We start from the raw sequence: 21,307 nt of genomic DNA, 5'->3' as shown, positions 1-21,307 counted from the left end.
AGCAGCTTAACTACACCCACCCGGGGGGGGTACCCCCTAGGCTCGATATGTCCGTCCGCCAGCAAATTCGACCCGTGCTCACGCTTGCACTCCCGCTCATCCTCGCCGAACTCGGCTGGATGGCGATGGGCATCGTGGACACCATCATGGTCGGACACACGGCTAATCCAGCCCTGGCCATCTCCTCCGCTGCTCTCGGTCAGGTCCTCTACAACACCATCGCCTTCGGCATCGCAGGCATCCTCCTCGGCCTCGACACCCATCTCTCTCAATCCCACGGTGCAGGCCGATTCGACGAAGCCAACCGCTGGCTCCTCCACGGCCTCATCCTCGCCGCTGGACTCGCCCTCGTCCTCATCCTCATCATCGTCGCCGCTCCCATCCTGATGGTCCGCCTGCCCATCGACCGCACAGTCCTCAACGGCTCCATCTCCTTCCTCGCCGCGCTCAACTACGGCACCCCTGCGCTCTTCCTCTACTTCACCCTCCGCCGCTACCTGCAGGCCTTCAACCACGTCCGTCCCATCGCTCTCGCCCTCGTCACTGCGAACCTCATCAACGTAGTTGGCAACTGGCTCCTCATCTACGGACACACTTGGGGCGCTATCCACATCCCCGCGCTCGGCGTCACCGGATCAGGCCTCTCCACCGCAATCTCTCGTTGCTATCTCGCCCTCTTCATGGTCATCGCCCTGTGGCGCATCGAGCGACGCCACCAATACGGCCTCCGCAGCATGGCCCATCACTTCGAGCCAAACCGCCTTCGCCGTCTCGCGCTTCTCGGAGCACCCGCAGGCGGACAGATCTTCGTCGAAATCTCCATCTTCGGCATGGTCACCTTCCTCATCGGCGTCATGGGCCGTCTCCCACTTGCCGGACACGAGATCGCCCTCAACTGCGCCAGCCTCACCTTCATGGTGCCCTTCGCCATCTCCGCCGCAGCAGCGGTCCGCGTAGGTCAGGCCATCGGCCGCAAAGTCCCCACCGACGCCGCCTCCGCCGGGTGGGCCGCAATCCTATTGGGAGCCGGAGCAATGGCCGTCTTCTCTGCCGTCCTGCTTCTATTCCCCCACGCTATAGCCGCCAGCTTCACCGAAGACAGCGCCGTTATCGCCGCCACCATCCCGCTCCTCTTCGTCGCCGCCATCTTCCAGTTCTTCGACGGCCTCCAGATCACCGCCACCGGAGCGCTCCGTGGCGCCGGCAACACCCACGCCGGCCTCATCGTTCAGATCGTCGGTTACTGGATCATCGGTCTTCCCATCGGCTACCTCTTCGGCTTCCGCCTCCACTACGGAGCCGTCGGCCTCTGGCTTGGCCTCTGCGCCGGTCTCATCGTCGCAGGCATCACCCTCTCCCTCATCTGGAGACACACCACCAAAAAGCTATCCACCCAAACCCAGGAGCTGACCACCACACACTAGCTCTCAAACTCTCCCGGGAGACCGAGACATCTCTCGCAGCTCAAACCTCAAAAAGCTGTCATTCTGAGCGCAGCGAAGAACCCCCGCATTTCGCTCACAGGGCCAATACAGCCCACTCAGATCCAGCGAACGTCAACCGGCCAGAATAATATCCTCCCGAACCCTGGTCTTCGACCGCGTCGTCAAAGTAATCGCCGAAGCAAGAATCAGCCCACCACCAACCCAGGCGCTAGGCCCTAACCGCTCCCCCAAAACCAGCACACCAAGCAAACTCCCAATCAGCGGCTCCATATTCAACAGCACTCCAGCCTGCGAAGCCGGAACCTGCGTCATCCCCCAGTTCCAAAGCAGAGTAGTCGTCGCCGTACACAACACCCCACTCCCCGCCAGCGCCAGCCACGCCTTCACCGAAACTCCATGCACCGGGGGCAATCCATACCGTACCGGAACCCAGATCATCAGCATCGCAGTCCCAAGCGCCAACCCATACGCAGTCACCACAATATGCGAGTGCCGCCCCATCAACTGCTTATTAAAAAGTATCCAGAACAACGCAATCATCAGCGAAACCACCACCAGCGCATCTCCCGCCAGCGTCGCTCCGCCCTTCGCATGCCCACCAAGCGCAATCAGCGCCGCCCCGCTCGTCGACCCCGCCAGCGCAACCCAACCCACCCAATCCATCCGCTCATGCGCAAACACCGCAGCCCCCACTGCCAGAATCACCGGCATCGTTCCCACCATCAGCGAAGCATGGCTCACCGTCGTAATCGACAGCGCATAAAACTGAATCAAAAACTGCAGCGGCACCCCAAGAAACGAAGCGACCAGCAGCAACCCCCACTCCTTACGATTCAGCCCCGGACGATGCGTCACCAGCAGCGGCAACAAAACCACGATCGCAAACAGAAACCGATACAGCACCATATGCGCAAAGCCCATCTCCGCCAGCGCAATCTTGCCAAAGAAAAACCCACACCCCCATAGCGAGCTGGCCAGCGCACACGCTCCAAACCCCAGCGCTCGTCTCTTCTCTAAATTGGCCATACCTTCACTCTCGCATACTCGAGAGGCCACACCAAAACAACAGGAGAGAAAGCTCAAGCCTTCTCTCCCGCAGTTTCTACTCAAAAGACGAAAAGTGAATCGCAGCCTCTTACCAGACGCGACAGCTATTCACAGGCACCATCGGCGAACCCTTCTTGCACCCGAAAGCCTCCGCGAATCCTGGCTGATTCACAATCGCGCCATTCGCACGGAAGTGATCCGGCGAATGCGGATCGGTCAACACCTGGTTTCGCACCTGCTCCGGCCGCGAGTTCTCGCAATAATTCTGCGCGTAGCCAATGTAGAACCGCTGCGTCGCCGTATATCCATCCTTCTGCGCAGCGAGATCGACCCCTTCCTTCTTCGCGCGATCAAGATAAGCCATATAAGCCAGCAGCAAGCCACCATTGTCGGCAGTGTTCTCTCCCAGCGTCAGCTTCCCGTTGACCTTTACGTCATCGACTGCAACAAAGCTGCCATACTCATTTACCAGGCAGTCGGTTCGAGCCTCAAACTTCTTCGTGTCGTCAGCCGTCCACCAGTCGCTCAGATTGCCTTTGCCATCGAACTTCTTTCCTTCATCATCGAACCCATGCGTCAGCTCATGGCCAATGACGGCGCCGATATGACCATAGTTCACCGCATCATCCTGCTTCGGGTCGTAGAACGAAGGCTGCAAAATTCCAGCAGGGAAGTTGATGTCGTTCATGCTCGGGTTGTAATAAGCATTCACCTCCGGCGGAGCCATCCCCCACTCGGTGTGGTCTACCGGCTTGCCGATCTTGTTCAACTCGCGATCATTCTCAAACGCATCTGCACGCCGAGCATCACCCAGCGCATCGTCCGGCTTGATCTCCAGCTTCGAGTAGTCGCGAAATTTATCCGGATACCCGATCTTGTTCGCAACCTCGTGCAGCTTCTCCTTCGCCCGTACCTTAGTCTCTGGCGACATCCATTCGAGTTGGTCGATATCGCGTCCCATCGCAGCTTCGATGTCACCGACCATCTGAACCATCTTCGCCTTGCTGTCTCCTGAAAAATACTGCTCGACGTAAACCTTGCCAAGCGCCTCACCCAGCGCACCATTCACCGAATTCGAGCAGCGCTTCCATCGCGGAGCCTGTTGTGGCTGCCCCTCCAGCTTGCGTCCGTAGAAATCAAAGTTCTCCGCATCGAACCGTTTTGGCAAACGCCCAGCCGAGGTCGTCAAGACCTGGTACCGCATATATGCCTTCAGCGTCTCCAGATCGGTCGCATGGACCTCTTTCGTCAGAGCAGGGAAGAACGCCGGCGTTGCATTGTTGATCTCGCTCACACGCGGCGAATGGATCGCATCTTGAAACGCCCCGAAATCCATACCTGGCAGCGTCGCCTCGAAGGTCGCAATCGGCTGCAGGTGGTAGATCTTCTCCGGATCCCGCATCTCAGTCACACCCATCGAAGCGTTGGCCAGCGCAGTCTCGAACGCCATGATCGCCTGTGCATCCTTCTTCGCCTTATCGGGTGAGCTTCCCGCCAACTCCAGCATCTTCGCAACGTGCGCAACATACTGCTCACGGATTTCTATATCCTTCGCGCCCGTACGCAGGTAGTAGTCTTTCTCTGGCAGTCCCAGCCCACCCTGACTCACGCTCGCAATCTGTTTGCTCGCGTCCTTGAAGTCCTGCTGTTCCCCATAGCCGAAGAACACATTGATGCCAACTCGTTGCAACTTTCCAGCCAGCGCCGCCAACTGCTCTTTGTTCTTCACTGCGTCAATCTCATTCAAGAGCGGTTCAACCGGAGCCACTCCCTTCGCTTCAATCGCATCGGTATCCATACAGGCTTTGTAGTAGTCACCGATCTTCTGCTCATCGGCAGAACGTTCCGAGCCTCCGGCGGCTGCCTTATTCAAAATTCCATTCAGCGCCTGCGTGTTGACGTTAAATAGTGCGTAAAACTGGTCCACCCCCGGCTGATCGGCTGGAATCGGATGGTTCGCCGCAAACTTTCCACAGGCAAACTTGTAAAAGTCGTTGCAAGGATCGGCGGTCTTATCCAAAGAGGTCGGATCGAATCCCGGAATCGGAACGTAAACCTCGGCGCCCTTGCCGGTGTCGCTTGCCAGCTTTATCTGTTGTGCGCCTCCTATGTTCCAAGCGCATGTCGCTGCCAGAGCAATCGCTACACTCAATCGAGTCCGGCCCATGATTCTGCCTGACATTGCTAACTTCCGTCTGTTCAACATGAGATCTTCCTTTGCGAGAAATCTATCCAGCCTTTGTATCACTAACCCAACACCGGCCATTATTTGCGTGACCAACGCGTTCATTTGCGTGACCAACAGCGTGCAAACGTTGGCACCGTTCGTGCGTCTGTGAAAACATACTCCTGACGCACTCCCGGTTATCTAGGGATACGCGCCCGCTGCCATGCCGGTTCCCAAGCAATCCATCCCGATGCTGTGCCGACGCCTCTCGGTCATGGCCGTGCTTCTTCTCCTGGCGGCAACTCCGGTTTATGCGGCCCGTGGCCCTGAACCGCCTCTGCGTATCCCACTAGAAAGTCTCGGCTTTCAACCTCAGTCCACGCAGTTCATGCTCGCCGGCAGCTCCATGCTCACGCTGCACTATGTCGACGACCAGCACCTCCTCCTCACCTTCAGCGCGCGCCACCTTCTCAGGCGCCTGGTCGACGAACCCGAGGACGATCAGGATCGCGCCATCGACGCCGTCCTTCTGGAGATACCCTCGGGCCATGTCCTCGCCCGCACCACATGGCGTACGCACGACCACGGCCAATACCTCTGGGCACTCGGCCACGGTCACTTCCTTCTCCGCGTCCGCGACTCCCTCACTACCTTCGCCCCCATGGCAAACCTGTCCACCGGTGAGCCCTTCGCCGAGACGCCGTTTCTGGTTACCGTAGATCGTCGCATCGCCGCCATCCACCTCACCCCCGATGCTGACCTTCTCACCATCGAAACGGTCAAACAAACTCCACCCAAACCGAAGGCGAAGCCAAATCTCTTCGGCCCAAATCCGCCCGAGCGGGCTCAGTTGGAACAGCCGACCAACGTGCAGATTAACTTCTATCGTCTCCACATGACAGATGCGGCGGCAGTGATCACACCCAAGGACGCTGGTGCCGTCGTCGCAAGAAGAACAGGAAGTATCCCCGCCACCACTGCTGGTTATCTCGCCATCGTCGATCAGGGTCGCAGCCACTACGCCTTCGACTTCCACTCTTACTCCGGCAAGGTCGATGAACTCGCTCCCTTCGACTCCACCTGCCCTCCATCTCCCATCTTCGTCAGTCACAGTGAGTTCATCGCCTTCGGCTGCCGCAACGGCAAAACCATCCAGTCCTTTGGAGGCTTCAACATGCGCGGCCAGGAGATGTGGGAGCAGGGTATCTTCGGCGACTACTTTGCGCCGTCCTTGGTCTATGCCCCTTCAAGCGGACGCTTCGCCTTCAGCCGCATCCTCCTGCGCGGATCCGCTGTACCCGACCAACCCATTAGCTCCGACGAAGTCGGCGCTCAAAGCGTAGTGGTCTACCAGACCGACACCGGCAAGCAACTCCTCCATGCCGAGTGCTCTCCGGTCGAGCGCGCAGGTCAGAACTTCACGTTGTCACCCGACGGACTCTCTCTCGCCCTCGTCCACGCCGGCGCCATCGAAATCTACCGCCTGCCGCCCCTTAGTGAGAAAGATCAAACTGCCGTCAAGCTCGCACAGAACTCAGCCCCTGCCGAGACCGATCTTCCCATCCACTTCGCAGATAGGCCCACGCCATCCTCCGAAGAGGCTGATTCCACCGTTCAACCCGAGGCGCAGCCAGACAACGCCGTCGTCAGCCCTACCGCCGCAAGCAATGCAGCCCCTAACTCCCCCGGGCAGACCTCCCAACCGGGGACCCGCAACGCCCCAACCTCCAACGATCTAGATGAGACCACAGCCGAGCAATCCGAACATCCCGATCAGGCTCCCGCACAACCTTCTGGCACGGACCAGTCTTCCGGCAACCCGAGCCAAGTCTCCCGCACCGCTGCTCAGGCGTCCGGCGACGCAGACCCCGAAGTCCACCGCAAGCCCCCCACCCTCTACACCCTCCCAACAGACAAACTGTCAGACAAACCCACAAGCTCCAACCATCCCAAAGACACCCCGCAATAAGGTCCCTCTTCTTCCCATGTGGTTGCCGTAGTCTTTGTTGTTACCGATGCTGTCGTTGTTGCCGTTGTCCTTGCAGTTGCCGTTGTCCTTGCCGCTGCCATTGTCGTTGCTGTTGCTGTTGCTGTTGTCTGCCTTTTTGGTTGTCATTCCGCAGCGAAGCGGAGGAATCTGCTGTTGCCGTTGCCGTTGCTGTTGCTGTTGCTGTTGCTGTTGCCGTTGCCGTTGCCGTTGCTGTTGCCGTTGCCGTTGCCCTTGCCGCTGCAGTCACCTTTGTTCTACAAGCACCCACAAAATCGGTCATCTCGACCGAAGTCGCGCGGTCTCATCGCGCGACGCAGCGGAGAGACCCCCGTATTTTGCTTTTGCTGTTGTCTTTTGCTGAAATCTGCAAAGAGCAGCACTCACCCACACACAATGCAAAGAAAAAGGCCAGCCGCGGTCTCCCGCAGCCAGCCTCATAAAAGATTTTGCTTTTCTCGCCCTCCCGGAGGGGAGTCTGCTGTTATCAGCGCTCTATGCGCCGAAACCTAAGCGCAACAACCGAAAACTAAGCAGCTTTCTTCGTCGCAACAGCCTTCACACGAGCGTTCAAACGGCTCTTGTAGCGGCTCGCGGTGTTCTTATGCAGAACGCCCTTCTGCACGCTCTTGTCGAGAATCGATGCAGTCTCGCGATACTGGGTGGTTGCGGCGGCATGGTCGCCCTTGGCGATCGCCTCACGCAGTTGGCGCAGCGTTCCGCGCAGCTTGCTCTTGTTCGAGCGGTTTACCGCAGTCTTTGCAACGGTCTGACGTGCGCGCTTCAACGACGAAACATGATTTGCCATAAACTCTCTTCTCTCAACCCGTACATTTGTAGGGGAAAATGGGATGCAGACTCAAGGCCAGCCGACTCTGCTTTCCAGTCACAGCCTTGAGCGGCGATAAAGTAGCCTGCCGCACTCCCTGCAATATCTAAGTCTACGGAACTCCAGCCCTCCGGTCAACCGGTTTCCCGACTAAAATCACGTCCTCCAGGCCTTTCCGAGCATCTCACTAGCAGCGACTATGATTCGCCCACGACTCCATCCCGGCTCCCATTCAAGATCAATTCATCAATTACCCCTTGACGCCGGCCAGACCACGTTCTACTCTTCAGCCATCTTCGACACTCGCTTGGCACTTCCAGCCAATCCGGTCGCAGCCAAAGGGCGCAGCGAATGCGCCACCAGCCAGTGCCCGCTCCATCCCCACAAAACTCCATACAAATCTCCCATGTCAACCGGCCCAGCATTTAACCCAGCTCCCCCTGACGGAGGTCAGCACACTAATTGATCAAAAAATCCCTGGAAATCACGCCTGGCATTGAGCCCCTGTACGGGACCCACGACGAAAACCTCCGCATCCTCGAGGACAAACTCAACGTCACGATCGATCTCCGCTCCGACGCTATCCACGTTACCGGCGAAGCCACCAACGTTGCACGCGTCGAACAAGTCTTCATCGACTTCGACACCCTCCGCAAATCCGGCATCAATCTGCACAACGGCGAACTCCACGGCATGCTCAAACTCGTCGTCGCCGACCCCGCCACTACCCTAAAATCCCTCGTCGAAGCAGGCAAACAGCGCTCCGCCGGCGTCAAACGCATGGTTCAGCCTCGCTCGCCCAACCAGCGTAAGTACGTCGAAGCCATCGAACAGTCCGACATGACCTTCGGCCTCGGTCCCGCCGGCACCGGTAAAACCTACCTCGCCGTCGCTATGGCCGTCTCCGCCCTCATGGCCAAAAAAGTCAGCCGCATCATCCTGGTCCGTCCCGCAGTCGAAGCCGGCGAACGCCTCGGCTTCCTCCCCGGCTCCCTCCAGGAAAAAGTAGACCCCTACCTCCGACCCCTCTACGACGCCCTCTACGATCTCCTCGACCCCATCAAGGTCGACAAGCTCCTCGAGTCCAACGTCATCGAGGTCGCCCCACTCGCCTTCATGCGTGGCCGCACCCTCTCCGACGCCTTCATCATCATGGACGAAGCCCAAAACACCACGATGGAACAGATGAAGATGTTCGTCACCCGCCTCGGCAACAACTCCAAGGCCGTCATCACCGGCGACCTCACCCAGACCGACCTGCCCAACCCCAAAAAGTCCGGCCTCCTCGAAGCCCTCCACGTCCTCGACGGCGTCGAAGGCATTCGCTTCTGCCACTTTGAAGACGTCGACGTCGTCCGCCATCAGCTCGTCCAGCGCATCGTCCGAGCCTACGACAGCTACGGCAAGGCCCAGCAGCAGCTTCCGCTCCCCATCGGCGAGGCCGCCCTGCCCGACCCAAACCTCGCCCCAACGGCCAAACCCATACCAAAACCCCAATAAATTCAACCAATCTGCGATAATCAATCACAGGGGGCGAATCCAGCCCCCTGTTGATATTGAGCACTTGCTCTCTTACGATGATCACCACGGAACCTCCAAGTACTATCTCCAACCCCGCGCCCCGCCAGTACTTCTGGACGCGCACCTTCACCCGCGCCTGCCTCGCACTCCTCCTCGCAGCCGGAATCACCTGCAGCGCCCAATCCCCAACAACCCCGAACCCCAACTGGCGCCTTACCTGGAGCGACGAGTTCAACGGCCCCAACGGCTCCTCCCCCGACCCCGGCAAGTGGAACTTCGTCGTCAGCGGCAACGGCTTCGGTAACCACGAGCTCGAGTCCTACACCAACCGTCCCGTCAACGCCCACCAGCAGGACGGCCGCCTCATCATCACGGCCCTGAAAGAAAACCACACCGGCCCCGACGGCATCCCTCAGCCTTACACCTCTGCCCGCATCTTCACCAAAGACCACTTCGCCCAGCCCTATGGACGCTTCGAAGCCCGTATGCAGCTTCCCACCGGCAAAGGTATCTGGCCGGCATTCTGGCTTCTTGGGAGCGATATTGACATCAACCCGTGGCCTAAATCCGGCGAGATCGACATCATCGAAAACATCGGCGACCCGGCAACCATCTACAGCACCCTCCATGGCCCCGGTTACAGCGGCAACCACGCCATCCCCGCAAAGTTTCCCCTTCCCGCCGGCGAGTCCGTCACCGACGGCTTCCATCTCTACGCAGTCGAGTGGGCACCAAACGACATTAAATTCTTCTTCGACGACCACCTCATCGCGCACCGCACCCCAGCCGATCTCCCCGCAGGCGCGCACTGGGCCTTCGACCACCCCTTCTTCATCATCCTCAACCTGGCCGTAGGCGGCGGGTGGCCTGGCAATCCCGACGAAACCACCACCTTTCCCCAGCAAATGCTCGTAGACTACGTCCGCGTCTACCAACCGGCCAGCAGCCCGAAGCCAATCCAACACGCAAAGATGCAGAGCATCCCCTCAGATCCGGGTGCCCCATATCTCGACTCTGAGATGTGGACATCGTCCAAAGGACGACCGTTCTCCTCTCCCAGCCGTGTGATTCCGCCGGCCTCCAAAACACCCGAAGTCGCGGAGTCAACCTCCACCGGCCACGAATCGAAGCCAATCCAATGATCACCATCGAGCCAACCACGTCGAACCTCGAAGAGAGCCTGTCTCGCTCCGGCCTGACCAGCTTCCTCAACCGGGCTCGTCTCGCCGTCGGCCTCCGAGGTGAAGTCGAAGTCTTGTTGTCAGACGACTCAACCCTGCGGCGTCTCAACAAATCCTTCCGCGGCAAAAATAAACCAACCGACGTCCTCAGCTTCCCCGCGCCGCCACCCATCAAGGGCCAACCCGCGCACGCAGGAGACCTTGCCATCTCGCTCGAAACCGCAGCCCGTCAGGCCGACAACTACGGCCACCCACTACGCGACGAGGTGCGAATCCTGCTCCTCCACGGTCTCCTCCACCTCTCCGGTCTCGACCACGAGACAGACAACGGAGAGATGGCCTCCCGCGAATCCGAACTCCGCAGCAAGCTCAAACTCTCCAACACTCTCATCGAGCGAACAGCATCACTCCCGCGAAAATCGCCATCGCGCTCGACAACCACATCTTCGTCCGCCCCCACAAAATCGTCATCTCGACCGAGGGCGGCGTCTTTTGCCGCCGCAGTGGAGAGCCCCCCGCATTCTGCTCGAACCACCACGAAAGCTAAAAGCGCAAAAACAAAAATCAAGCGAGGCGCAAAATGACCCCCGCCTTCGCCTACACCGTCGTGCTCATCATCCTGCTGGCCATCCTCGCCCTGGCAGCCTACGTCGACCGCATCTACTCCGAGATGGGCAAGTTCCTCGCCCGCGAGTACCAGGACAACATCGACTCATGGGAGCGCGTCGTCGAGCCCCGCCTCCGCCTCGGTCGCGAATCCATCGCCCTCTCTGCCTCTGTCCTCCGCCAACTCACCCTGGCCACGCTCGCCCTCCTCTCTGGCCTTCGCCTCTACACCCACACCAGCCTCGTCCCCACCCTCGCCCGTACTCCAACCACCGGCGAGGTCATTCGCGCCATCTTCGAACTCATTCTCCTCATCCTGATCTTTGACCGCCTCATCCCACAGCTCCTCTTCTCCCGCACTCGCGGCCTTTGGATCAATCGCATCCGCCCCATCCTGCAGGTGCTCTTCTACCTCATCCTGCCGGTCACCCTCCTGCTCGGCCTGTTGCTCTCCATCGCTGCACTCGCAGAGCCGGAAGACGCTGAAGAAGAAGACCACCCCTCCGAAGCCATGGACGCGCTCCTCGAAGCTGGCGAAGAAGAGGGAATCCTCGAAGAGTCCGACCGCGAGCTCGTCCGCTCCGCCGTCGAGTTCGGCGACAAGATCGTCCTCGAGGTCATGACTCCGCGCCCCGAGATCTTCAGCGTCCCCGGCACCCTCACCCTGCGCGAGTTCACCGACGTCATCAACGAGCACGCTTTCTCCCGCGTCCCCGTCTTCTCCGGTTCACTCGATCACGTCACAGGCATCGCCTTCGCCCGCGATCTCCTCAAAGTTCTCGACGCCGAGGCCACTGTCCTCACTGTCTCCCAGATCCAACGCACCGCCGCCTTCGTCCCCGAGACTAAAAAAGTAGCCGAACTCCTCCGCGAGATGCAGCGCGAAAAGCAGCACATGCGCATCGTCATCGACGAGTACGGCAGCGTCGCCGGCCTCGTCACCATCGAAGACCTCCTCGAAGCCATCGTTGGCAACATCGCCGATGAGCACGACGAACCTGAAGCCGACGACGAACCCATCCGCGAACCCAACGGCGCCTACGTCGTCTCCGGCTCCTTCGAACTCTCCCGCCTCCGCGACCTCTTCGCCGACCAGTTTGATCCCAACCCCCGCGGAACGCGTCCGGCTGAAGACGGCGAATTCCACGACTCTGAAGACGATGAAGAGACTGAGTCAGCCGAAGCCACCTATGATCGCGGCGAAAAAGGGGGCAGGGAAGACCTCGAACTAGTCGACCCTCGCGACACCCGGGACATCCGCGACACCCGAGACGACCCCACCGCACTCCGCCTGCCCGAGCACTACGAATCCACCACCCTCGGCGGCCTCGTCTCCGAGATCGCCGGCCACATCCCCCTCCCCGGCGAAGTTGTCGAAGAAGACGGCCTCCGCCTCGAAGTCCTCGCCAGCACCGACCGCCGCATCGACCGCATCCGCGTCAGCCTAACCCACCCCGCCGCCGCCTGATCTGTCACTCCTCCGAGCCACCGAAAAACTTGTCATTCTGAGCGAAGCGAAGAACCCCCGCATTTGTCGTTGCTGTTGCAGTTGTCGTGGCCCGCCTTTTTGGTTGTCATTCCGCAGCGCAGCGAACGAATCTGCTGTCGTCTTGTTTTTTCGTTGCAGTTGCAGTTGCAGTTGCAGTTGCAGGTGCAGGTGCAGTTGCAGTTGCTGTTGCTGTTGAAGTTGCAGTTGCAGTTGCCGTTGCAGTTGCCGTTGCCGTTGCAGTAGCCGTTGCCGTTGCGGTTGCAGTTGTCGTTGCGGTTGTCGTTGCCTACTTTTTTGGTTGTCATTCCGCAGCGAAGCGGAGGAATCTGCTGTTGTTTTTGCTTTTGCCGTTCCCCAAAATCCCAGCTATCCTCGCCAAATGCAACAACGGGAATACCATTTCTACGTCTACATCCTCGCAAGTCGCTCACGCACCCTCTACGTAGGATTCACAAACAACATCCGCCAACGCATCAACCAACACCGCAACAAGAACCCCGACACCCACACCGCAAAATACAACATCGGCCGCCTCGTCCATTACGAGCATTTCACCTACGTCCTGAACGCCATCGCTCGCGAAAAAGAACTGAAAGACTGGAACCGTTCCAAAAAGATAGAGTTGATCGAACAATCCAACCCAACATGGGAAGACCTAGCCGCCGACTGGTAGATTTTTGCCGTTGCCGTTGCCGTTGCCGTTGCCGTTGCCGTTGCCGTTGCCGTTGCCGTTGCCGTTGCCGTTGTTGTTGTTGTTGCCGTTGCCGTTGCCCGTTTTTTTGTTGTCATTCCGCAGCGCAGCGGAGGAATCTGCTTTATCATTCCCAAACGACAAGCCCATAGGCGGGAGAGCCCTACTCCTCATCCGCCGAAAAGCCTGTCAACCCCCAAAAACCCATAAACCAAACAGAATAAACAACATCCAGGTGGCGTATCAGTTACCACCAACCCGCTATACTTAAATGAGCATCGAGAATATTCGCGGAAAGCTCCGTTAGGACCGAATTCTCAGACGCTAACCCATTTGTTTGGACGAATTTGGCCGTATCCCTTTTGGAATGACGATTTTGCAAAATTGCACTCTCGTTAAGTTGTTGAAATAAAGGAATTTACGCGAAAATATGGGGGGGGGTGCCCCTCCTGGAAAACGAAGGCCCGGATAATACCCGGGCCGTCTCAACAAGAGTCGCAGCTAAAACCAATCAGTCGATGGAGATCTTCCGAAGCAGCTTGAAGTCCGAGAGCATCTTCCCGGTCCCAAGCACCACCGAAGCCAGCGGATCGTCCGCAATCGAGACCGGCAACCCGGTCTCCTCGCGAATCCGCTTGTCGAGATTCTTGATCAGCGCACCACCGCCCGTGAGCACAATGCCGCGATCGGAGATATCAGCCGAAAGTTCCGGCGGAGTCCGCTCAAGCGCCACGCGAATCGCATTGATGATGGTCGCAATGCACTCCGAGAGCGCCTCACGAATCTCGGAGTCTTCAATCGTGATGGTCTTCGGCACGCCCTCGATCAGGTTTCGCCCTTTGACCTCCATCGAAATCGGCTTGTCCAGCGGATAAGCAGAGCCAAGCACGATCTTGATCTGCTCCGCAGTCCGCTCGCCGATCAGGAGATTGTACTTGCGCTTCAGATACGTCATCACGGCCTCGTCCATCTGGTTCCCGGCCACTCGTACCGAACGCGAGTAGACGATACCAGCCAGCGAGATCACCGCGATATCGGTAGTTCCACCGCCGATATCGACAACCATGTTTCCGCCCGGCTCGGTGATCGGCAAACCCGCGCCAATCGCGGCAACCATCGCCTGTTCGACCAGGTGAACCTCAGACGCCTTGGCCCGATAAGCCGAGTCCATAACCGCGCGCTTCTCCACCTGAGTAATCTCGGAGGGAACGCCGATCACGATCCGGGGATGAACCATCATCTTCCGGTTATGCGCCTTCTGGATGAAGTAGTTCAGCATCTTCTCGGTGTGCCGGAAGTCGGCGATCACGCCGTCCTTCATCGGTTTGATGGCCACGATGTTGCCCGGCGTGCGGCCAAGCATCTCCTTGGCCTCCTTGCCCACGGCCTCCACCTCGTTGGTGATCTTATTCACCGCGATGATCGAAGGCTCGTTGACGATAATGCCTTTGCCGTGCGCGAAGACGAGTGTATTCGCCGTACCCAGGTCAATGGCCAGGTCGCTCGAGAAAAGGCTGAAGAGAGACCGCATGTTGTGAATGCGGGAGTAACGCATCTGAAAGCTGTTCGAAGACATAGATGTTGGATCGTTTCCTGAAAAGAGACTCACATTAGTGTATCGCTTTAGCAAGTGCTATTTCAGCCCATCATCTAACCAGTAAGCATGTCCCTTTTGTTGTAGTCCCATTCTGGCGCGCACAGCACGCGACAGCAGAACAGAACCGAAGGATAGATCAGGACGCTGACATGCCTCGTATAAGCGAACCCCGCGAGGTAGGGAAGAGTACAAGCGACGACCAGCGCAAGATACGTCCCCGCCGCAAGACGCAACGACCGGTCGGAGCCGCTTCCGCGACGAAACACCAAGTAAAGCGCAGTTCCAATCGCAGTCCAGAACACCAGCCGAAAGACCACCATGCCCGCATCCTCAATCACCTTCCTGGCGCCATGGCTGGCAGTTGAACCATACTTTTCCACGGAAAAAAAGAGGATCTTCACCTTACGCAGATCGCCCTCGAACGTCTCTCGCGGATGAGTCACCAAATACTCCATCGCAGCTCGCCGATGATAGTCATTGAAGCTCCACTCGTCTCTGAAGTAGAGACCGCGATTCAGTTCAAAGTCGTACCAGTCCAGCGAATCGCCATGCGGCGGCGGATAATTCCGCAGGAACCCGGCATTGTTGCCCTTATGCAGATTGATCCCATCGAGACTAGTCCCCACGCTGTACCGCCCGCTCGCATGGTGCTGATGCATCGCCCACCCAATCGGCGCTGCTGCCACCAAAAGCCCCACCGCCCATCGAAGCCTCACCTGTCGCTCCATCACAAGGAAGGCCGCCAGCAGCACGATGACCGCCAGCAACATTCCACTCTTCGAAAGGTAGAGTCCAATCAGAGCAGCCGCTAACAACAGAGAACGACCCCAGCCTCGTCGCGAATCTAACTCTCGCCTGTCAACAAATATGATCGCCACCGCTAGCGCCAGAAAGCTGTACGAGCTTCCCTCATCGACCAGCAGATTGCTCACATCAGCGAGAAATGCCGTCATTCCAAATGGCGCCAGAAGAAGCAATACAACCAGGATCCGACGGCCCTTGGAGCGTGGTAGAAAACACCACACTAGGTAGATTGCGAACTCGACCGGCAGCAGCAGCAAGAGCGTTTTGAAGCAGGCCACCCACAGATAATGGTCGCCGAGTAGCCGTACACCAGCCGCGACGATCACCGCAGTAGTCGGCATTCGCGCCGCATGGAAGCAGATCGGATTGCCGCGCGTGCCCATCTCCTCTGTGCATGCGGTAATCCCTCCACCGGTGAGCAGACTTTGGGCAGTGGGCCCGACCAGGTTCGTCATGGAAAAAAGCGAACGGTCTGCCTTCGTGTGATCAAGTACCCATACTGCAGCAAGTGACATAAGGACAGGAATAATCCACAGCAACCACAGGAAGCGACGGTCTCGCGCGGTCGGCTCCGGTCCGGGTAGGGCTATCTGTGGCATCTGCTCAAATCTAATTCAAGACTGGTGCGCCACACCGTATCGATTTTTTAGCAATCTTTGTTCGCATCGTCGCTTACTACAGTTTATTGAGGGTAAGTACCTCATGAAGTCCGACCACATCCTTCGCCCCGCAAATGGATACAATCAGAATGAGCTTTGCTGGGAGAGACGGAATGATTATTGGTGTGCCGAAAGAAGTGAAGGATCACGAGAGCCGTGTAGGCGTAACGCCAGCTGGTGTAAAGGCCTTGGTCGAGGCCGGGCATAAGGTTCTCGTCGAACACAATGCTGGCGCGCTTTCCGCTATGCCTGACGACGAATATCAGACGGCCGGTGCAGAGATTGTCGGTTCAGCTCACGACGTGTGGCGCTTAGCCGAGATGGTCGTGAAGGTCAAAGAACCCGTTGAGAAAGAGTACAAACACTTCCGCGAAGGCCTCGTTCTTTTCACATATCTCCACCTCGCCCCCCTCACTGAACTCACGGATGCGCTACTCACTTCAAAGGTCACCGGAATCGCATACGAGACCGTCCGAGACCGCGCTAATACCCTCCCGCTTCTTACCCCAATGAGCGAAGTAGCTGGCCGAATGAGCGTCCAGGTCGGAGCAGCCTACCTGGAGAAAGAACACGGAGGCCGCGGAGTTCTGTTGGGAGGCGTTCCAGGCGTTGCCCCAGGCAATGTCTGCATTATCGGCGGCGGTATCGTCGGTACCAACGCTGCTAAGATCGCGCTCGGTATGGGCGCAAAGGTTACGCTGATCGACCTCAACCTGAACCGCCTTCGCGAACTCGATGACATCTTCGGCGGCCGTCTCCACACCGTCGCCTCAAACAGTTACAACATCGAACACGCCGTCCGTGAGGCGGACCTGGTCATCGGTGGAGTCCTAATCCCTGGCGCGGCTGCTCCCAAGATCGTCACCAGGGCCATGGTGGAGAAGATGAAGAAGGGCGCAGTCATCGTCGACGTTGCCATCGATCAGGGTGGCTGTATTGAAACAGCGCATCCTACCACCCACTCGAATCCCTCTTACGAGGTCAACGGTGTTGTTCACTACTGCGTCACAAATATGCCCGCCGCAGTGCCGAATACTTCAACGCTTGCCCTTACGAACGCAACCTTTCCGTACGTGCTGAAGTTGGCGCGACTGGGAGCCAACGCGGCAATCAGTGAAGACCAGGGAATCGCTGAAGGTGTCAACACGTTCAATGGCGTTCTGACTTACGGAGCTGTGGCTGCTGCACAAAAACGCGATTGGCAGGCTGTAGCAAAGCTCGTTTAGCTTCGCGACGGGTGCCGATTGAGTGAGGAATAGAGCTTCGAGCCGCTTATAATCGGTGGACTGAGGAGGGCGCGGCATGGGCACTACTGTCAACCGGCGAAAGATATGGATCGTCGCCCTCGGCACATGTCTGCTTGTCCTCTTCGCCGTTCTCGCCACCCTCAACGCCTTCAACACACAACTGCCTAAACCTGCCACGACCCAACAGATCGTCGTCTTTACTGGTCTGTCAATCGTGGCCTTTCTTCTGTTTGTCGCTGTGCTTGTTCTGCTCGTTCGGAACGTGCTCAAGCTCTACGCCGATCAGCGCAGTCGGGTCATGGGCACCCGTTTGCGCACGCGTATGTTGTGGGGTGCGGTTCTAGTCAGCCTCGTCCCCATTGCGTCGATGTTTGCATTCAGCTACCAGTTGATGAACCGCTCCGTCGATCGCTGGTTTTCGCAGCCTGCCACAGAGGTGCGTGATGACAGCAACAATATGGCTCTTGAATTAGCCCGCTACACCAGCGCGAATGCCCGCGCAGAAGCAGACTCCATCGCCTCTGGATTGCCCGACCCGTCTATCACCACTTCTGCCGCCAAAAACCCGGCTACGCCAAAGTCCGCTTCAAGACAAGGTCGAGTCCGAGGTTCGATCCACACCTCGATGCGGAACTCCTCATCCCATTCCAGTTCCGTCTCTTCTCATCAGAACCGTGAGGCGATCTACCAGGTTCTCCGCCAACACGAAATCACCCTTCAGAACGGCTTTGCTATCGTCTATCGTGAGGGTCGCGTCATTGCTTCCTTCCACATGCCACAACGTGCGGGAGCAACTGCGGAGGTCAAGACATGGCTTCCGGATCAGGTGGCAGAAGAAGATGCTGCTGACGCCAGCGCTCACGCTCCTACTGATCCTACCGACGTCGCGATCCTTTCGGCTGCTCAACGAAATGACCAGCCTGTCTTTTCTCTCGGTTCCACCGACTATGCTCTTGGAGCCACGACAATCAAACAGGGCAATACTGTAGTGGTGGGCCTTCCGATGCCCTTTGGCATGGCAGCTACCATGAGCCGTCTACGTAAACGTGCAGATGCTTATTGGGTGCTCTACAGCGAACGCCGTCAGATCAGAGATCTTTATATGCTCCTGCTCCTGATGATGACCAGTCTCGCTCTTTTTGCCTCCTGCTGGCTCGCATTGCATCTCTCGAAGCAGGTGACAAAGCCGGTCGAAGCCCTTGCCGACGCCATGGAGGCCATCGCCTCAGGAGACTATGCTCACCGCGTTCAGGAGAGCGCAACCGAAGAACTCGGGGAACTCGTCCGGAGTTTCAATCACATGGCGGCCGACCTCGAAGGTAGCCGAAGAGCCGTCGAAGATTCAACAGTGCAACTCAGCGCAGCCAACACCGCTCTCGAAGCGCGCCGTGGCGAGCTGGAGACCATGCTGGAAACCATTCCCAATGGCGTCGCCACCCTCGACGCTGACCGCCGCATCGTCCTCGCAAACCGGGCTCTCAGCGAGATGATGGACCCCGGCGGCCAAAGCCCCTTCTACGGTCGGGTTATGGAAGAGGTATTCCCTGTGGAGGTCTCCGATGTTTTAGACCGACTCATCAAGCGCAGTCATCGCATGGGGTCTGCCTCCAGCGAAATAGAGATAACAGGCACCCCGAACAACATTAACGAGAGATTCGGCGGCTCGATGCATCTCCTTGCTACAGTCGCTCTGCTTGAGATGCCTGCTGCCACAGAGCGCATGCGCCGCGAACATCAGGGGTATGTCATCGTTCTTGAAAACGCGACCGAACTACTCCGCGCGCAAAAACAATCTGCTTGGAAAGAAGTAGCCCGGAGGGTGGCCCACGAGATCAAAAATCCCCTCACTCCCATCAGCCTCAGCGCTGAACAAATACGTCGTCACATCGACCGACTCGCGAACACGATTGCAGATCCCTCCCAGCGTCGCCCAGTCGAGCCACCCTCCATCGCGGTCATCCGCCGCTGTTCCGAGGTGATTACCTCCTCAGTCGAAAGCATGCGCTCCCTCGTCGATCAGTTTGCCGCACTCGCTGAGTTCCCAACGGCCAGACCCAAGCCAGCCGATCTCAACACTATCGTCGAAAACTCGCTGGCACTCTTCGCTGGCCGCATGCAGACCATTCGTATCGTCCGCAAGATGTCCCCCGACCTCCCGCTTGTCATGGCTGACCCCGAGGCACTCAAGCGCGCCTTGGGCAACCTCATCGACAATGCAGCTGAAGCCATGCAGCAGAGCCTCTACCGCGAACTCCGCATCGGAACCAGTCTTCTTGAGAATGGAATGGTAGAACTTACCATCGCCGACTCTGGCTCCGGGCTTACTGACGAGATGCGCGAGCGGCTCTTTCTGCCCTACTTCTCCACGAAACAGCGCGGTACAGGTCTCGGTCTTGCCATCGCCGCCAAGATCGTTCAGGAGCATCAGGGCACTATTCGCGCAGAAAAAAATGAGCCAGCGGGCGCGAAGTTCATAGTAGAGCTTCGGCCTGCAACCTCATTCGATAGCGATCCCGAGATCCCGGCGACTTTTACAAGTTTAGAAATGTCGCAAAACAATCAGCATTCCGCCTTTACAGCTGTACCGAACACAGAAAGTGTCGATCACTCCAGCGCAGAAGAGGTTGATCTTGCCTCGACCCTCCCCCGAGGTCCCAAATGAACCACGTACTCATCGTTGACGACGAAGCTGAGATCCGCGAGTCGCTCGAGAGCATCCTTCGCGAAGAGGACTACCTCGTTACCACGGCTGCCACTGCAAACGAGGCCTTGGAGCTTCTTCGCGATGCAGCCTACGACGTCGTTTTGCTGGATATATGGCTTCCCGACCGCGATGGGCTCGACGCCTTGACCGAGATCCGCCAGATGGAATCGGCAAATGTTCCTGAGGTTGTGATTATCAGTGGCCACGGCACCATCGAAGCTGCTGTCCGCGCCACAAAGCTCGGCGCATACGACTTCCTCGAGAAGCCTCTGTCACTAGAACGCACTCTTATCGTCCTTAAAAATGCGATGAAGGCACGCCAGATGCGCGAGGATAATCAGGAGTTCTCCCGCCAGCTTGCGAAGGGGACGGTGACTGGAAATTCAGTTCCTATGAAAGCCCTTCGACAGCAGATCAAGTTGATGGCCCCGACCAACGGTCGCGTCCTTATCTATGGCGAATCAGGCGCGGGCAAGGAACTGGTCGGCCGCTCAATGCATGCGGAAAGTCTGCGCAAAGACCGGCCGTTTGTTGAACTGAACTGCGCAGCGATCCCCGAGGACTATATTGAGAGTGAGCTTTTCGGTTATCGTCATGGAGCTGTTCCCGGCGGTCCCACGGAAAAACGTGGCACCTTCGAACGTGCCGATGGTGGAACCCTCTTCCTCGACGAAGTGGGCGACATGAGCCTCAAGACGCAGGCCAAGGTGCTACGTGCCTTAGATGAACAACGCTTTCTTCCCGTGGGCGCGTCGCATCCAGTCCACGTCGACGTTCGCGTCATCGCCGCTACGAACAAGGATCTGGAAGAAGAGATCGCCCGCGGCAACTTTCGCGAGGATCTCTTCTACCGTCTCAACGTCATTCCGTTTTTTGTGCCTCCGCTGCGTGACCGCAAGGAGGACATCCCTCTTCTCGTCAAGGAATTTCTACAGCAGTTTGGCGCGGAGTACGGTCGTCCACATGTAGAGATGACTGAAGATGCCCTGGCCGCATTGAAGCAATACCACTGGCCCGGCAATGTTCGCGAACTTCGCAATCTGGTCGAGCGGGTCCTCATCCTCAATCCCAAAACGCTGCGCATCGAGCGCAAGCACCTGCCCATGCTCGTCTACCGCGACTCGGCTCGCGATGCCAACAAAGCCAGCGGACGCGGCGAAGAGTTCACGAGCTTACTGCAGGCTCGCGAAGCCTACGAACGCGACTACATCCTGAAAAAACTAGATGAGTTCCACGGCAATGTCAGCCGGGCTGCGGAAGGCCTAGGCCTCGAGCGCAGCCATCTCTACCGTAAGATGAAAGCTCTTGGTGTCAGCGTCAAGGAGTGATTCTG

Annotated in this window: 18 protein-coding genes; 10 read left to right on the top strand and 8 right to left on the bottom strand. The window is 58.1% G+C overall.

Annotated features, from left to right (window positions below; all coding sequences use genetic code 11):
- Positions 1-74: 74 nt before the first annotated feature.
- Entirely contained in the window at positions 75-1,424 is a 1,350-nt protein-coding gene (locus RBB82_RS04995) for an MATE family efflux transporter (RefSeq protein ID WP_433974020.1), read from the top strand.
- 132 nt (positions 1,425-1,556) lie between these two features.
- Here the strand turns inward: RBB82_RS04995 and RBB82_RS04990 are convergent, their stop codons facing one another.
- Together RBB82_RS04990 and RBB82_RS04985 are read right to left on the bottom strand one after the other, a co-directional pair.
- A complete protein-coding gene (locus RBB82_RS04990; RefSeq protein ID WP_433974019.1) occupies positions 1,557-2,471 on the bottom strand; it encodes a DMT family transporter in 915 nt (304 codons plus the stop codon).
- Between the two features lie 109 nt (positions 2,472-2,580).
- A complete protein-coding gene (locus RBB82_RS04985) occupies positions 2,581-4,698 on the bottom strand; it encodes a M13 family metallopeptidase (RefSeq protein WP_433974018.1) in 2,118 nt (705 codons plus the stop codon).
- A gap of 184 nt (positions 4,699-4,882) precedes the next feature.
- Here RBB82_RS04985 and RBB82_RS04980 point away from each other — a divergent pair, with 184 nt between their 5' ends.
- Entirely contained in the window at positions 4,883-6,628 is a 1,746-nt protein-coding gene (locus RBB82_RS04980) for a hypothetical protein (protein WP_433974017.1), read from the top strand.
- On the opposite strand, the gene RBB82_RS04975 is transcribed toward RBB82_RS04980, so the two are convergent.
- Both RBB82_RS04975 and rpsT read right to left on the bottom strand, forming a co-directional pair.
- Positions 6,581-6,775, bottom strand: a complete 195-nt coding sequence (locus RBB82_RS04975; protein ID WP_433974016.1) for a hypothetical protein — start codon at positions 6,773-6,775, stop codon at positions 6,581-6,583. The genes RBB82_RS04980 and RBB82_RS04975 overlap by 48 nt on opposite strands.
- A 400-nt stretch (positions 6,776-7,175) precedes the next feature.
- Entirely contained in the window at positions 7,176-7,454 is a 279-nt protein-coding gene (rpsT, locus tag RBB82_RS04970) for a 30S ribosomal protein S20 (protein ID WP_433974015.1), read from the bottom strand.
- A 483-nt stretch (positions 7,455-7,937) separates the two neighbouring features.
- Here rpsT and RBB82_RS04965 point away from each other — a divergent pair, with 483 nt between their 5' ends.
- The 4 genes from RBB82_RS04965 (at position 7,938) to RBB82_RS04950 (ending at position 12,251) form a co-directional block, all read left to right on the top strand.
- The gene (locus RBB82_RS04965) at positions 7,938-8,975 is read left to right on the top strand and encodes a PhoH family protein (protein ID WP_433974014.1); all 1,038 of its coding nucleotides are present in this window, start codon (positions 7,938-7,940) and stop codon (positions 8,973-8,975) included.
- 77 nt (positions 8,976-9,052) lie between these two features.
- A complete protein-coding gene (locus RBB82_RS04960; protein ID WP_433974013.1) occupies positions 9,053-10,138 on the top strand; it encodes a glycoside hydrolase family 16 protein in 1,086 nt (361 codons plus the stop codon).
- Complete coding sequence (ybeY, locus tag RBB82_RS04955) at positions 10,135-10,761, top strand: rRNA maturation RNase YbeY (protein WP_433974012.1); 627 nt, start codon at positions 10,135-10,137, stop codon at positions 10,759-10,761. Before RBB82_RS04960 ends, ybeY begins: the two co-directional genes overlap by 4 nt.
- Positions 10,758-12,251 carry a hemolysin family protein gene (locus tag RBB82_RS04950; protein ID WP_433974011.1) on the top strand — a complete coding sequence of 498 codons (1,494 nt, stop codon included), beginning with the start codon at positions 10,758-10,760 and terminating at the stop codon, positions 12,249-12,251. The genes ybeY and RBB82_RS04950 overlap by 4 nt, the downstream gene beginning before the upstream one ends.
- A gap of 32 nt (positions 12,252-12,283) precedes the next feature.
- On the opposite strand, the gene RBB82_RS04945 is transcribed toward RBB82_RS04950, so the two are convergent.
- Entirely contained in the window at positions 12,284-12,577 is a 294-nt protein-coding gene (locus RBB82_RS04945; protein ID WP_433974010.1) for a hypothetical protein, read from the bottom strand.
- Positions 12,578-12,651: 74 nt separating this feature from the next.
- Here RBB82_RS04945 and RBB82_RS04940 point away from each other — a divergent pair, with 74 nt between their 5' ends.
- Entirely contained in the window at positions 12,652-12,945 is a 294-nt protein-coding gene (locus RBB82_RS04940) for a GIY-YIG nuclease family protein (RefSeq protein WP_433974009.1), read from the top strand.
- Here the strand turns inward: RBB82_RS04940 and RBB82_RS04935 are convergent.
- The 3 genes from RBB82_RS04935 to RBB82_RS04925 all read right to left on the bottom strand — a co-directional run bounded on the left by RBB82_RS04935 (position 12,928) and on the right by RBB82_RS04925 (position 15,963).
- The gene (locus RBB82_RS04935) at positions 12,928-13,113 is read right to left on the bottom strand and encodes a hypothetical protein (protein WP_433974008.1); all 186 of its coding nucleotides are present in this window, start codon (positions 13,111-13,113) and stop codon (positions 12,928-12,930) included. The genes RBB82_RS04940 and RBB82_RS04935 overlap by 18 nt on opposite strands.
- A 361-nt stretch (positions 13,114-13,474) precedes the next feature.
- Positions 13,475-14,539: a rod shape-determining protein gene (locus RBB82_RS04930; RefSeq protein WP_313899725.1), complete on the bottom strand. Its 1,065-nt coding sequence runs from the start codon at positions 14,537-14,539 to the stop codon at positions 13,475-13,477.
- 74 nt (positions 14,540-14,613) lie between these two features.
- The gene (locus RBB82_RS04925; RefSeq protein WP_433974007.1) at positions 14,614-15,963 is read right to left on the bottom strand and encodes a hypothetical protein; all 1,350 of its coding nucleotides are present in this window, start codon (positions 15,961-15,963) and stop codon (positions 14,614-14,616) included.
- Positions 15,964-16,136: 173 nt separating this feature from the next.
- Between RBB82_RS04925 and ald the strand changes: the two genes are divergently transcribed.
- The 3 genes from ald to RBB82_RS04910 all read left to right on the top strand — a co-directional run bounded on the left by ald (position 16,137) and on the right by RBB82_RS04910 (position 21,302).
- Positions 16,137-17,249 (top strand): alanine dehydrogenase, encoded by a 1,113-nt coding sequence (gene ald, locus RBB82_RS04920; RefSeq protein WP_433975342.1) that lies wholly within the window; start codon positions 16,137-16,139, stop codon positions 17,247-17,249.
- A gap of 76 nt (positions 17,250-17,325) precedes the next feature.
- On the top strand, positions 17,326-19,932 hold the full coding sequence (locus RBB82_RS04915) for a sensor histidine kinase (protein WP_433974006.1): 2,607 nt from the start codon (positions 17,326-17,328) through the stop codon (positions 19,930-19,932).
- The gene (locus RBB82_RS04910) at positions 19,929-21,302 is read left to right on the top strand and encodes a sigma-54-dependent transcriptional regulator (protein WP_433974005.1); all 1,374 of its coding nucleotides are present in this window, start codon (positions 19,929-19,931) and stop codon (positions 21,300-21,302) included. The genes RBB82_RS04915 and RBB82_RS04910 overlap by 4 nt, the downstream gene beginning before the upstream one ends.
- Positions 21,303-21,307: the final 5 nt, after the last annotated feature.

The sequence above is a fragment of the Tunturiibacter lichenicola genome (assembly GCF_051013355.1).
Taxonomy (GTDB): Bacteria; Acidobacteriota; Terriglobia; order Terriglobales; family Acidobacteriaceae; genus Edaphobacter; species Edaphobacter lichenicola_F.
Note: the sequence above shows the minus strand (reverse complement) of the source record. Positions and strands in the feature narration are given on the sequence as shown.